8 protein-coding genes are annotated in these 13,873 nt (G+C 76.6%); 5 read left to right on the top strand and 3 right to left on the bottom strand.

Annotated features, from left to right (window positions below):
* Nucleotides 1-110 precede the first annotated feature (110 nt).
* Nucleotides 111-2,054, bottom strand: a complete 1,944-nt coding sequence (locus ACZ6Q9_RS13455) for a protein kinase domain-containing protein (RefSeq protein WP_396827531.1) — start codon at nucleotides 2,052-2,054, stop codon at nucleotides 111-113.
* 142 nt (nucleotides 2,055-2,196) lie between these two features.
* Here ACZ6Q9_RS13455 and ACZ6Q9_RS13460 point away from each other — a divergent pair, with 142 nt between their 5' ends.
* Nucleotides 2,197-2,397, top strand: coding sequence for a hypothetical protein (locus ACZ6Q9_RS13460; RefSeq protein WP_350707905.1), 201 nt, complete (start codon nucleotides 2,197-2,199; stop codon nucleotides 2,395-2,397).
* Nucleotides 2,397-3,194, top strand: a complete 798-nt coding sequence (locus tag ACZ6Q9_RS13465; RefSeq protein WP_396827529.1) for a site-2 protease family protein — start codon at nucleotides 2,397-2,399, stop codon at nucleotides 3,192-3,194. The genes ACZ6Q9_RS13460 and ACZ6Q9_RS13465 overlap by 1 nt, the downstream gene beginning before the upstream one ends.
* 107 nt (nucleotides 3,195-3,301) lie before the next feature.
* Here ACZ6Q9_RS13465 and ACZ6Q9_RS13470 read toward each other — a convergent pair whose 3' ends face one another.
* Nucleotides 3,302-4,300 (bottom strand): aldo/keto reductase family protein, encoded by a 999-nt coding sequence (locus tag ACZ6Q9_RS13470; protein WP_396827527.1) that lies wholly within the window; start codon nucleotides 4,298-4,300, stop codon nucleotides 3,302-3,304.
* A gap of 46 nt (nucleotides 4,301-4,346) precedes the next feature.
* Nucleotides 4,347-6,329, bottom strand: coding sequence for a WG repeat-containing protein (locus ACZ6Q9_RS13475; RefSeq protein WP_466021404.1), 1,983 nt, complete (start codon nucleotides 6,327-6,329; stop codon nucleotides 4,347-4,349).
* A 4,814-nt stretch (nucleotides 6,330-11,143) separates the two neighbouring features.
* Here ACZ6Q9_RS13475 and ACZ6Q9_RS13480 point away from each other — a divergent pair.
* From ACZ6Q9_RS13480 to ACZ6Q9_RS13490, 3 genes are read left to right on the top strand one after another with little or no spacing between them, the layout of a single operon-like run.
* Complete coding sequence (locus tag ACZ6Q9_RS13480; RefSeq protein ID WP_393454509.1) at nucleotides 11,144-11,995, top strand: ABC transporter permease; 852 nt, start codon at nucleotides 11,144-11,146, stop codon at nucleotides 11,993-11,995.
* On the top strand, nucleotides 11,988-12,830 hold the full coding sequence (locus ACZ6Q9_RS13485; protein ID WP_393262937.1) for an ABC transporter permease: 843 nt from the start codon (nucleotides 11,988-11,990) through the stop codon (nucleotides 12,828-12,830). The genes ACZ6Q9_RS13480 and ACZ6Q9_RS13485 overlap by 8 nt, the downstream gene beginning before the upstream one ends.
* On the top strand, nucleotides 12,827-13,789 hold the full coding sequence (locus tag ACZ6Q9_RS13490; protein WP_396827521.1) for an ATP-binding cassette domain-containing protein: 963 nt from the start codon (nucleotides 12,827-12,829) through the stop codon (nucleotides 13,787-13,789). The genes ACZ6Q9_RS13485 and ACZ6Q9_RS13490 overlap by 4 nt, the downstream gene beginning before the upstream one ends.
* The last annotated feature ends 84 nt before the right edge of the window (nucleotides 13,790-13,873 follow it).

The following is a 13,873-nucleotide window of genomic DNA, read 5'->3' on the forward strand; positions in this document are numbered from 1 at the left end:
CCCAGCCGGCGGGTCCGGCGGCGGCTGGCGGGTCCGGCCGGCGGTGGGCGGGCGGGTGCGGTCAGCCGCCGCAGGCCCGCCCACGGCGGGTGAGGCGCCGCGGGCTCCGCTCAGTCGCAGTGCTCGAAGCCGCTGCCGTAGCTGGCCCCGCCGGTCGACCCGCCCCACTTCACGCAGACCCCGGCGGCCTTCGCCCGCACCGGCCCGGCGTAGTAGGAGAATGACCCGCTGTCGGTGCTGCGTGCCCGCCCCTGCACCTCCAGCCACGCCGAGGCGGACGTGGCCGTGCCCACCGCCGACTCCTTCATCGTCACCACACAGTTGGTGCCGGTGCCCGCGTGGTAGAGCAGGTAGACCCGGCCCTTGCGGACGCCCGAGGCGGTCAGCGCGGCCGAGTCGATCACCTTGTACCCGCTGCCGCACGCCTCGACCGGCGTGTACGGGTTCGGCTTCGCCGGCTGGCTGGTCGTCGGGGCGGAGCTGGGCCGCCCCGACGAGGTGACGGTCGGCTCGCCACCGGTCGTGGGGGCCGAGGAGCGGCCGGGCGTCGACGAGGGCGCCCCGGACGACGGGGCCGCCGACCGGGTGACGCCCGACGACGGGTCGACCTGGAGCTGCCCCGTGCCGTCGCCGCCCTCCGGCTCCGAAGTCCCCGCCGCCACGGACCTGCCGGTCAGCGCCGTAGGCGTGTCCCCGCCGGCCGGGTCTCCGCCCGAGAAGAGGGTTGTCGCCCCCACCACCCCGGCCAGCACCACGAACACGGTGGCCGCCGCGCCGACCAGCGCCCCCCGGCGCCGTCGCGACGGCCGCGCCTCGACCGGGTCCTCCCGGGTCGGCGGCAGCCCGCCCCACGTGTCGCTTTCGGCCGCCGGATGACCCGGGCGCCCGAACGGGGCCGCCTCCGCAGCCGGCGCGACCGGCCGGTGCCCGGCTGGAGCGGGCGGCAGCGCGCCGAACGGGTCGATGGGGAGCATGCGGCCCGCGTCGGCCCCGGCGGCGGACGGCGCGGGCGCGGCGAGGCCACCCGGCCCGGCGCCGGGCTGGAAGCTGACGCCCGGGCCGGTTCCCGCGCCGGCGAGGGACCTGCCGCCTGGACCGGTTCCCGCGCCGGGCAGAGAGCTGCCGCCCGGGTCGGTGCCCCCGCCGGCCAGGGACGCGAGCGGGGCGGGGGCCGGCCCGGCGACGGCCCACGGCGGGCGGGCGGAGGCCGGGACGACGGCCAGCGTCGCGTCCCGCGCCTCGGCCGCCGCGTCGGCGAGCGCCGCCGCGTCCGGGTACCGGTCGGCGGGGCGCTTGGCCATCGCCCGCTCCACCAGCGCGACCACCGGCGGCGGGGTGCCGGGCGGCAGCGGCGGCGGCTCCTCCTGGACGTGGCGCAGCGCCACCTGGAGCGGGTTGTCGCCGTCGAACGGCGGCTGCCCCGCCAGGCAGACGTACGCCACCGCGCCGAGCGCGTAGATGTCCGTCGCCGGGGAGACCGGCTGGTTCGCGGCCTGCTCGGGGGACATGTACGAGGCGGTGCCGAGCATCACGTTGGCGGCGGTGATGCCCGCCGTGGTGCCCGAGCGGGCGATGCCGAAGTCCACCAGCACCACCCGGCCGTCGGACTTCACCAGCAGGTTGCCGGGCTTCACGTCCCGGTGCACGATGCCGGCGAGATGGGCCGTGTGCAGCGCCGCGGCGGCCTGCCCCACCACCGACATCGTGGACGCCGGGTCGAGCCGCCCCGCCCGCCGCAGCCAGGAGCTCAGCGGCTGGCCGTCGACGTACTCCATCACCAGGTAGTCGGCCTGGCTGCCGTCGGCGAGGGTGGACCGGCCGACGTCGTGCACGGCGACCACACCCGGGTGACGCAGCGCCGCCAGCATCCGGGCCTCGGCCCGGAACCGGGCGGTGAACTCGGGATCGGCGGTCAGCGCCGGCAGCAGCACCTTCACCGCGACCTCGCGCTCCAGCATGATGTCGGTGCACCGCCAGACCGCGCCCATGCCGCCGGTCGCCACCCGTTCGCCCAGCCGGTACCGCTCGCTGAGCACCACTCCTTGAGTCAGCACCGGGCCACGGTACCGGCCCGTCGCCCCCGGTTGATCAGCCCGTCGGAGCCCCGGCCGCCGAGCGTCGCGCCCGTACGGGCGCGGCCGACTACGCTGGCGGGGGTTCGTCCCACGGGACATCAGCGGCGAGGGGAGACGCGGCATGGCGTGGAGCTGGCGGTACGAGGGCACGAACGGCGAGTCGGTCGAGGGGCCGGCGGAGTCGTTCGGCAGCCAGGCGGACGCCGAGTCCTGGATCGGCCAGACCTGGCGCGAGCTCGCGGCGTCCGGCGTCACCTCGGTCGCGCTCGTCGAGGACGACCGGGTGGAATACCGGATGAGCCTGCTGCCCCCGGCGGAGTGATGGCCGGCGACCGCCCGGGGGGCGAGCCGCTGGTGCTCGGCGTGCCCCGGGCGGCGTTCCGGCCCAGCCCGGTCTTCCTCGCCCTGGTCGCGCTCTTCGCCACGAGCGGCGTGCTGACCTGGAACGGGTTCGGCAACGTGCGGCTCGACGTGTTCCTCTTCGTCGTGTCCGGCTGGTTGGTGTCGCTCTGCCTGCACGAGTACGCCCACGCGATCGTCGCGTTCCGGGCCGGCGACCGCAGCGTGGCCCACCGGGGCTACCTGACGCTGAACCCGCTGAAGTACAGCCACCCGCTGCTGTCGATCGGGCTGCCGGTGCTGGTGGTGCTGCTCGGCGGCATCGGCCTGCCCGGCGGGGCGGTCTGGGTGGACCGGCACGCCATCCCCGGGCGGCTGCGGCACACGCTGGTCAGCCTCGCGGGCCCGGCCACCAACGTGCTGTTCACGCTGGTCCTGGTGGCCGCCGTACGCCTCGGCGCGGCCGGCGGCGGGCCGGTCGAGTTCTGGGCGGGCGTGGCGCTGCTGGCGTTCCTCCAGCTCACCGCGAGCGTGCTCAACCTGCTCCCGGTGCCCGGCCTCGACGGCGGCAACATGATCCAGCCGTGGCTGAACGCGCAGTGGCGCAAGATGTACGACCTGTTCGCCCCGTTCGGCTTCATCCTGCTGTTCGCGCTGCTGTGGAACCCGCGGATCAGCGGCTGGTTCTTCGGGGCGGTCTTCGCCGTGGGCGACGTCCTCGGCCTGCCGCCGTGGCTCTACGCGCTCGGCCTGGACCTGATCCGCTTCTGGCAGAGCTGACCGGCGGGTCGCACCCGGCCCGTCGTCGCCCGGCCCGGCCCGTTCGTCGGCCCGGCGCTGCCCGGCCCGGCCGGTCCCCTTCGTGGGGGCCGGCCGGGCCGGGGGTGTCACGGACGCTCGGCGGGGGACTCGGTCCGGGCCGGGTCGCGCTCGACGATCGGGTCGATGATCTCGTCGATCGCCTTGAGTAGATCGGCGTCGAGTCGCACGCCGGCGGCCTTGACGTTGTCCTGCACCTGCTCGGGGCGGGACGCGCCGATGATCGCCGAGGACACGTTCGGGTTCTGCAGCACCCAGGCGACGGCGAGCTGCGCCATGCTCAGGCCCGCCTGCTCGGCCAGCGGCTTGAGCCGCTGCACCCGCGTCAGCACGCCGTCGGCCAGGAACCTGGCGATGAAGCCCGCGCCCGACTTCTCGTCGGTCGCGCGGGAGCCGGCCGGCGGCGGCTGACCCGGCAGGTACTTGCCGGAGAGCACGCCCTGCGCCATCGGCGACCAGACGATCTGCCCGACGCCCAGCTCCTCGCTGGTGGGGACGACCTCGGACTCGATGACCCGCCAGAGCATCGAGTACTGCGGCTGGTTGGAGACCAGCGGGATGCGCAGCTCCCGGGCGAGCTGGTGGGCCTCGCGGATCTGCGACGCCTTCCACTCCGAGACGCCGATGTAGAGCGCCTTGCCGGAGTGCACGACGTCGGCGAAGGCCTCCATCGTCTCCTCCAGCGGGGTGCTGTAGTCGTACCGGTGGGCCTGGTAGAGGTCCACGTAGTCGGTGCGGAGCCGGCGCAGCGAGCCGTCGATCGACTCCATGATGTGCTTGCGGGACAGGCCCCGGTCGTTGCGGCCCGGCCCCGTGGGCCAGAACACCTTCGTGAAGATCTCCAGGCCCTCGCGCCGCTCGTTCTCCAGCGCGCGGCCCAGCACGTCCTCGGCGCGGGTGGCCGCGTACACGTCGGCCGTGTCGAAAGTGGTGATGCCGGCGTCCAGGGCGGCCCGGACGCAGGCGAACGCCGCGTCCTCCTCGACCTGCGAGCCGTGGGTGATCCAGTTGCCGTACGAGATCTCGCTGACCATCAGGCCGGAACGGCCCAGGTGACGGAATTCCATGCTCACGACCCTACTCCTGCCGATCATGACCGGCCGGGGACGCGGCTCAGAGCACCGGGTGGGTGTCGACGAGCAGCCGCTCGATCTCGGCGACGACCTCGTCGCGGTCGCGGTGCACCGGCTCGATCAGCGGCTCGCCCCGCCGGTCGAGCGCACCCCAGTGCCCGGTGCCGTCGTCGACCAGGAACGCGACGGGGTGGATGACCAGCGCCGGATGGGCGGGCGGGACCAGCACCTTCCCGGTGCGGTCCACCACGCCCCGCCGGCCGGCCACGTCCACCACGGCCAGCCCCTCGTCGGTGAAACCGTCGACGTACCGGCCGTCGGCCAGCACAGTGGCGAACCCGTGGTACCGGGTGGGCACCACGATGCGGCCGTTGCGGTCGACCGCCCCCCAGCCCTCCCGGCGGACCACCGCCACGCCGCGGTGGAACGGGCGTACGTCCGCGAAGCCGTGCGCCACGACCACCTCGCCGCCGGCGTCGATCGCCACCCACCCGGAGGCGCCGTCCGACACCCAGGCCAGCCCGTCGCTGAACGGACGGACCACCGGGTAGGACGGCCCGAGCACGGTGGCGCCGGCGAGGTCGACCAGCGACCACCGCTCCGTCTCCGGCCGCCGCACCCAGGCCAGCCCCTCGCGGAACGCCTGCGCCTCGGCGTACTCGGCCGCGACGGCCATGTCGCCGTCCGGGTCGGCGAAACCCCACAGGTCGCCGTCGCGCGCCGGCACCGGGGGCCGGTCACGCTCCAGCACCTCGTCCCGACTCCGGGGGTACGGCCCGAAGCCCGTCTCCGCCACCCGCTGCGCCACCGAGTCCAGGCTGAGCCGGATCCGTGCCTGGAGTTCGGCGTCCCCGTCGCCGCGCAGGTCGAGGGCCCGCTCGAAGTGGTGGCACGCCTCCATCAACCGGCCCTGGTCGTAGCACGACCGCCCCGCGTGCTCGTGCAGCGCCGCGCGCAGCCGGTCGGGCAGCTCCGTCGAGTTGGCCTCGGCGAAGAGCCGGTCGGCCTCCACGAACTCGCCGCGCCAGCGCAGCACGTGCGCCAGTCGTGCCTGCGCGACCGCCGTGCGCCGCAACTCCCCGGTCGCCTCCGCGTACGTGAGTGCGAGCCGACCGTCGGCGAGCGCGTCGTCCAGTTCGCCGAGCAGCCGCGAGACCACCGCCCGCAGGCTCAGCAGCCGGGCGCGCGACCGGTTGTCCACGGCGGCGCCCAGCTTCTCGGTGAGACGTCGGCGGATCGTCCGGAACTCCTCCGGCACCTCCACCACCTCGCGCAGGGTCTCCGGGTCGAGCCGCCAGCGGTAGGCCGCCAGCACCTGCTCCGGGTCGCCCTGCGCGGCACTCGTCCGGTCGACGTCCCGCGATTCCGGGCCGCGCTGCCCTGGGCCGTGCTGCCCTGGGCCGTGCTGCTCGGGGGTGTGCTGCTCGGGGCCGCGCTGCTCCGGGGTGTGCTGCTCCTGGCCGCGCTGCTCCGGGGCGTGCGGCTCGCGCCGTTCGCCGGTAGACGACGGGCCCTGCCCGACCGGCGTCGACACGGCCGGCGCGGACGCTGCGGACGCCGGCTGCGCCGAGACGGGCGGCGCTGGCGCCGGCCGCCCTGGCGGCGCCGAGATGGGCGGTGCCGGGGCGGGCGGTGCTGGGGCGGGCGGTGCTGGGACGGGCGGTGCTGGGACGGGCGGTGTCGAGACGGGCGGTGCTGGGACGGGCGGTGCCGAGACGGGCGGTGCCGAGACGGGCGGTGCTGGGACGGGCGGTGCCGAGACGGGCGGTGCTGGGACGGGCGGTGCCGGCGCGGTGACGGCCGGTGCCAGCGGTCCCGCTTGTGCCGGCGCTGCCGGAACGGGCGGTACCGGCCCGGTGGCGGAAGGAGTCAGCGGCTCGGCAACGGGCGGCGCGGGTGACGCTGGCACCGGTCGCGCCGGCGGTGTGGGCGCTGTTGGCACTGGTTGCGCCGGCGGCGCGGAGACAGGCGGCGCGGCTGCCTCGGAGACGGGCAGCGCGAATGGTGGTTGCGCCGGTGACATGGTGAGGGGCGACGCCGGCCGCGCGTCGACAGGCGGTGCTGGCGGCGTGGGCACCCCCTGTCCCGGCGCGACGTCGGGGACGCCGGGTGGCACTGCCGGCTTTTCGGAGGGTGGCGTGGTGACCGGCTGAGCCGGCATCGACGGCGTGCTGTCGGTGGTTGCGGCGGAGGGCCGGGTCGGCGGGGCCGACACGGGCGCGACGGGCGGAGTGGGCAGGGCCTGTGCCAGCGGCGCGGTGACTGGTGCGCGGGCCGGCGCGGCACCGGGCGCGGGACCGTCCTCCGGACGGTCTTCGGGCACCGGGGTGTGCCCTTCGGGTGGGGCGGGCAAGGGCCCGTCCACCGACAGGGCGGGGAAGGGCGCCGGAGCCGGCAAGACACCCCCGGCCGCCGCACCCGTGACGGGCGGTACGGGTGCGGCCTGTGCCGGGGTCGCAACGGGCGGTACGGGTGCGGCCTGTGCCGGGGTCGCAACGGGCGGTACGGGTGCGGCCTGTGCCGGGGTCGCAACGGGCGGCGCGGACACGGGCCGCGCCGTGGGTGAGGCAGCGGGGCCCGCCGGGGGTGCGGACACGGGCTGGGCAGGCGGTCCGGAAACCGGCGTGGCCGGGGCCGGCGCCGCCGCCGATGGAACGGCGTCGGGTGCGCTGCTCACAGTCGCCGGTCCAGGGACGAAGTCGCTCGGGGATGCGTCGACCGGTCGCGCGGGGGGAACCGTTCCGGTTGCGCCGCTCAGCGGTGCGGTTGCCCGCACTGCCGGGTCTGCGTGCGCGGACGCTGAGCGCGGATCGGTCGCGTCGAGTGGAACGCCATGGGTGTCAAAACCCCTCGGTGACAGCCATGGTGTTCCACCGGTGGGTCCAGCCGTGGTCGCGGCGTCGGTGCCAGGGGTGCGCAGGGGCGCAGCGGCCGTTGCGGGCGGCGGGGCAGAAGCGCCCGGGGCAGGCGCCGTTACGGTCTGTGCCAGGTCCTCGGGCCTGGACTGGCCGGTCTGAGGACCGTCAAGCGTGACTAAGGCAGGAGCGGCGTGCTCCCTTGGCACCGGATCCGACGCGGCTGGCGGTGTCGATTGCGGCGGGGCCGGGGGTACTGACTCCGTCTGGGCTGGCGGTGTCGACTCCGGCGGGGCCGGGGGTGCTGACTCCGTCTGGGCTGGCGGTGTCGACTCCGGCGGGGCCGGGGGCACGGCCTCCGTCCGGGTTGGTGGTGCCGATTCCGGCGGCACTGCGGGCAGCGCCTCTGACCGGGCGGGCGGTGTCGCCTCTGACCGGGCGGGCGGTGTCGCCTCTGACCGGGCGGGCGGTGCCGACTCCGACGGGACCGGGGGTGCCGACTCTGGCCCGGCGGGTGATGCCGACACGTGCGGGGCAGGGGGCATGGAGACAGGGCGGGGGACAGGTGGTCCGGAGACAGGGCGTGCCGGTGCGGAGGCGAGGTGGAGCTCCGTCGGCTCCGATCGTGTGGCGGCCGAGTGACTCGGGGGAACCGGGTCGCCCGCCGCAGGGGTCGTCGGGGCGGGTGCCCTGGGCGGCCCGGATACCGGTCCGGCAGGGGGACCGGAGGCAGGCGGCGAAGACACGGGCGAGGTAACCGACGAGGCGGCCGTCGACGAGGTCCCCGGCGAGGCCGGTGCGGGTGTCACCGGATCGGTCCCAGCCGCCCTGTCGAGGCGGTCGTGGGTGGGCTCGGGCGATAGGAGGTCGTCCTGGACGGGTTTCGGGGTCGCCGCCGGGGGTGTCGACACAGCGCTCGGGGACGCGTCGGCCGGGGCAGCGGGGCGGGGGCTGTCCGCCTCCGCGGGACGAGCGTCGTCCGTCTCTGCGGAAGGCGTCATGGGCTTGGAGGGCCGGAACCAGGCGTCCGCGCCGCTCGGCGCGGCCGGCTGGGGCCGGGCCGGGGCCGCCGGTGCCGGCGGAACGTACACCCTGGGCATGCCCGCTGTGAGCGGCATCGTGGCCGCTGGCGTCTCCGACGGTACCGCTGGGGTGGTCGCCGCACCCCTGTCCTCGGGAGCGGGGCGCGGACCGGCCGGCTGGACGCTCGCCGGACGGTCGGTCGGCGGCGTGGTGGCCGGTGGTCCGATCACGGGCTCGGCGCCGCGAGGTTCGGCACCGAGGCCCTGCTGCGGTGTGGGCCCGTACGGGTGGGTCGGCGGGACCGGCTCGGGGTGTGCCGGGGCCGGGCCGGAGGATCCGGTGCTGGACGTGACCCTCGGTGCCGGCAGGAACTCCAGCCGCAGTCGGGCGGCGGGCGGCGCCGGGACCGGCGTGACGTCGTCCGCGGGAGCAGGTCGCGGCACGTGGCCGGCCGCCTGGAACTGCTCCTCGGCGGAGGGCAGCGGGGGCTGAGAACCAGCAGCCGGTGGCTCGCTGGTCGGACCCCCCGGCGACACCGGTCGGCCGGCGGTCGGGCCTGCCGGGGAGATCGGTCGGCTGGTGGTCGGACCTCCCGGCGACACCGGCCGGCTCGGGACCGGAGATGCGGGTGACACCGGGCGGCCGGCGCCCGGACTTGCCGGCGCAACCGCGTCACCCCGGACCGAACCGGCTGGCGACACCGGTCGGCTGTTGACCGGGCCTGCTGGCGACACCGGGCCTGCTGGCGACACCGGGCCTGCCGACGGCACGGGGGCTGCGGGCGACACCGGGCGGCCGGCGGCCGGGCCTGCTGGCGGTACCGCGTCACCCCTGACCGGGGCTGCCGGCGACACCGGGGCTGCCGCCGTCGCCCGGGCGGCGGCCGGCCCGGCCGGTGACGGCGGGCCGGCGGGGGGACCCGCAGCGGGGGTCGGGCGCGGGGCGGGACCAGCGGGCGACACGGGCAGGTCGCGGGACGGTGCGACCGGGCCGGTTCGGTCCGTGGGCGGCACGTCGCGGGACGGCGCGGGGGAGACCGGCCGGCCAGGGACCGCAACCTCGTTACGCGGGGTCAGGAAGCCCCGAGGGCCGGAGCCGGGCGGTACCGGGGCGGGCGGGCCGGCGGCAGGCGGCACCGAGATCGGCGGGCCGGAGATCGGCGGTACCGAGACCGACACGCCGGAGACCGGCGCGCCGGACACCGGGCGGTCGCCGCCAGCGGGACCCCGCGACGGCGGGTACGGGCGTGGTTCGTCGTACCGGGGCTGGGCCGGTGGTGCGGCAACCTCGTGCGGGCCCCCGTGGTGGTGGGGACGGTCGGCCGGCTCGGCCGACCGCCGGTGTTCCGGGTGCGGTGCGGTGTGGCGCGTGTCCCGGTCGAAACCGGGCTGCGCCGGGCCGGACGACGGCCAGGGCAAGCCGTCCTGCTGCGGGTGCCTACGCGGCTCCCGGTACGCGTCGTGCTCCCGGTACGCCTCGGGCCGGGCGGCCTCGCGCGGACGCCGATCCGGGTACGCCTCAGCGCGCGCCGCCGCCTCGCGTGCCTGCCACCGTTCGTCCGGCTCCGGCTGGCGCCGTTCCCCGGCACGGTACGGCTGCCCGCTCGCGGCCCGGTCGGGGCGCTGCCACCCGTCGTCGGGTACGCCCGGCTCGCGGCCCCGTCCGCCCGGGGCGCGTTCCTCCCGCCCGTCGGAGCGCCGTTCCCACTGCCCCGACGCGGCGTGCTCCCACGGCCCGTCCCCGACGCGCCCCCGCCGCTCGTCCGAGGAACCGTCCCGCCTCCCGTCCGAGGAACGGTCCCGCGACGCGTCCGAGGGGCGGTGCTCGGTGGGGGCACCCCACTCGTACCGGGGCCGGCGGGCCCCCTCGCCCGTGCGGCGGTCGTCGTCGGTCTCCGGCCGGCGGTCGTGCCCTGCTCCGACCCGCGGATCGTGACCGCGCTCGGAGCGGCCGTCGTGGTCGCGCTGTGTCCGGTCGTCGTGGCCGCGCTCGCTCCGGTCGTCGTGGCCGGGTTCCGGCCGGCGGTCGTGGCCCGGGCCCGGCCGGCGGTCGTGACCTGGCTCCGGCCGGCGGTCGTAGCCCGGGTCCGGCCGCTGGTACGCCGGCGACCGGCGCGGGTCCTCGCCCGGCTCGGGCAGCCAGCCCGGCTCCGGGCGGCCGGCGGGCGAGACGGGGCGGTCCCGTCCGGCCGGCTCGTGCCGTGGCGGGCGGGCGTCGTAGCGGTCGTGGCCGGCGTGGTCGCGCGGCCGGGGGGAGTCGACCGGCCGGCCCGCGCCGGAGCGGCCGGGGCCGTCGAAGCCGTCCCGGGCGTTGCGGTGCGGCGGCTCCTGCCGGTGCGGCGGCTGCCGGTCGTCCGGCCAGGTCGGCTCCGCGTGCGGCCGGCGGTACGGCTCGTCGTCGCGCCGCCGCCCGTCGGGGCCGCCAAGCGGGCCGCTCCAGCCTTCCTGCCGGCCGTTCCACCCTTCCTGTCGACCGGTCCAGCCGTCGGGGTCGTCGTCCCAGGACCGGCCGAGGTAGGTCCCGTCGGGCCGGGTCGGTGCGAGCGGGGGCACCTCGGCGCGGCCGACGGCGGTCGCCCGGCCCCGGGGCGTGGGCGGGGCGTGCTGGATGCCGATGTCGCCGGGGTAGCGCTGGCCCGGGAACTGCGGGTGCCACTCGGTGGTCGGCTCGACCATCCAGGACGGTTCGCCGGTGTCGTGCCACCGGTCGGCGTAGCGGCTCATCCGGGGGACCTGTCGCCACGGCGGGTGAGCGGAACGGCCGTAGCGCGCCGTCGGTGAACGGGCGCGTCGGGGTGGCCGGCTCGCGTCCGCTCGCTCACGGCGGCGCCCCGGTGGCCGGCTCGCGTCCGCTCGCTCACGGCGATGTCACCTCGTTGCAAATTGTCGCGCTGGGCGCCCCACGTGCCGGTAGAGTCGCCCGTCCCGGCATGGCGTGGCTGCGGAAGGAGGGTAGCGGCGTGGGCTCGCTCACCGCCACTGTGGCACCGCCCACCGCCCCAAACGTTATCCTATGGTTCCGGACATTTGGTGCTATAACCGGATCAGGCTTCCGGCGTTACGCCACGTATCGGCAGGCGACCGTGGCGGGCGTCGTCACCAACACGGTCTTCGGCTTCCTGCGCTGCTACGTCCTCCTCGCCGCGGCCGGTGCCGCCGGCACGGTGGCCGGGTACGACCGCACCCAGCTCGCCAGTTTCGTCTGGGTGGGTCAGGGCCTGCTCGCCGTGGTCCTGCTCTGGGGGTGGACGGACCTGGCGGACCGGATCCGCACCGGCGACGTCGCCAGCGACCTGCTCCGGCCGGTGCACCCGGTGACCAGCCACCTTGCCACCGACCTGGGCCGCGCCGGCCACGCCGCCCTGGTCCGGCTGCTCCCGCCGGTGCTGGTCGGGCCGCTCTTCTTCGAGGTGTACGTGCCCCGACGCCTGTCCACCCTGCCACTCTTCGTGCTCTCCGCCGTCGCCGCCGTGGTGCTCTGCTTCGGCTGCCGGTTCCTGGTCAACGCGACCGCGTACTGGTTGCAGGACGTCCGGGGGCCGATGATCCTCTGGACCCTCGCCTCGGGGGTGCTCGCCGGGCTCTACTTCCCGCTGCGCTTCCTGCCGGAGTGGCTCCAGCACGTCCTCTGGCTGGGCACCCCCTTCCCGAGCCTGCTCCAGACCCCGCTCGACGTGCTCGTCGAGCGGGACCCGACCGGCACCCAGGTCGGGCTGGTCGGCCTCCAGCTCGCCTGGGCGGTGCTGGTCCTGGCCGCCTGCCGGCTCGTGCAGCGCCGCGCGGAACGCCGCCTGGTGGTGCAGGGTGGCTGACGGGGCGGTGGCGTCGGCCGCCCGGCGCCGCGGCGGCGGGGCGCTGGCCGCGTACCGGGCGCTGCTGGGGGCGCAGGCGCGGTCGCAGACGGCGTACCGGACGTCGTTCGTGGTCGACGTGCTCGGCAACGTCGGGTCCACCGTCTTCGACGTGCTGACCGTGCTGGTGATCTTCGGCGTCACGCGGGAGCTGGGCGGCTTCACGCTCCGCGAGACGCTGGTGATCGTCGGCCTCTCGACCTGCGCGTTCGCCACCGCCGATCTGCTGGTGGGCAACATCGAGCGGCTGCCCCGCTACGTGCGCACAGGGCTGTTCGACGCCGTGCTGGTCCGCCCGCTCGGCGCGCTGCCGCAGCTGCTGCTCATGGACCTGCCGCTGCGCAAGGTGTCCCGGGCGGTCTTCGGGCTCGCCGTACTGGTCGTCGCGGTCGGCTCGGCCGGCGTCCAGTGGACCCCGGCGCGGGCGCTGCTGGTGGTCGTCGCCCCGCTGGCCGGCGTGGTCTTCTTCGGGGCGGTCTTCGTCGCCACCGCCACCGTCTCCTTCTGGTGGGTCGACTCGGGCGAGCTGGCCAACTCGGTCACCTACGGCGGCCGGGACTTCACCTCGTACCCGGTCACCGTGTTCGGCGGCTGGTTCCGCGCCGTGTTCGCGTACGGTCTGGGCTTCGCCTTCGTCAGCTACCACCCGGCGCTGGCGCTGCTCGGCCGCGCCGACCCGCTCGGCCTGCCGGGCTGGGTCGGCTGGGCCGCGCCGGCCGTCGCGCTGGTCGCCGCCGCCGGGGCTGCGGCGGCCTGGCGCACCGGCGTGCGCCACTACCGGAGTACGGGGTCGTGAGCGAGGACGTCATCGTGGTCGACGGGCTGCGCAAGGAGTTCACGGTCCGGGTGCGGGCCGGCCGGCTGCGCCGGGAGAAGCGCCGGGTCACCGCCGTGGACGGGGTCGACCTGCGGGTCCCCCGGGGCGAGACGCTCGGCTACATCGGGCCCAACGGCGCGGGCAAGTCCACCACGCTCAAGATGCTCACCGGGGTGCTGACGCCCTCCGCCGGCGAGGTGCGCGTCTGCGGCCTGCGCCCGGTCGCCCAGCGCACCCGGCTCGCGCTGCGCATCGGCGTCGTCTTCGGCCAGCGCTCGCAGCTCTGGTGGGACCTGCCGCTGCGGGAGTCGTTCGCACTGTTGCGGCACGTCTACCGGGTGCCGGCCGCCGCGCACGCCGCCCGGCTGCGCCGCTGTCGGAGCCTGCTCGACCTGGACGCCTTCCTGGACACCCCGGTCCGGCAACTGTCCCTGGGGCAGCGGATGCGCGGCGAGCTGACGGCCGCCCTGCTGCACGGCCCCGAGGTGCTCTTCCTCGACGAGCCGACGATCGGCCTGGACGTGGTGAGCAAGCAGGCGGTCCGTGGCTTCCTCGGCGAGCTGGGCCGGGCCGGGGACACCACGTTGGTGCTCACCACCCACGACCTGGCCGACATCGAGCGGCTCTGCCGTCGCCTGGTGGTGGTCGACCACGGTCGGGTGGTGCACGACGGGTCGATCGCCGCGTTGCACGAGCGGTACGGCTCCCGTCGGCTGCTCGTCGCCGACCTGGAGGCCCCGCTGCCCGAGCCGCCGGCGCTGCCCGGCGCGCCGCTGCACCGGGTGGAGGCCGACGGGCACCGGCTGGCCTTCGCGCTGGAGTCGGCGGGCGTGGCCGAGGTGGTGGCCGCCCTGGCCGCCCTGGGCTCACTGCGGGACGTCTCGATCGTCGAGCCGGACATCGAGGACGTGGTGGCCCGGCTCTACCGGGGTGGCTGAGCCCCTCCGCGCGAGTGGAGCCTGCCGCCGGGCGAGCTGGGCCCGACTCCGGGGAGCCCGCGCCCGCTCCTGCCGCGGGAGGCG

The organism is Micromonospora sp. NPDC049139, from assembly GCF_055586845.1.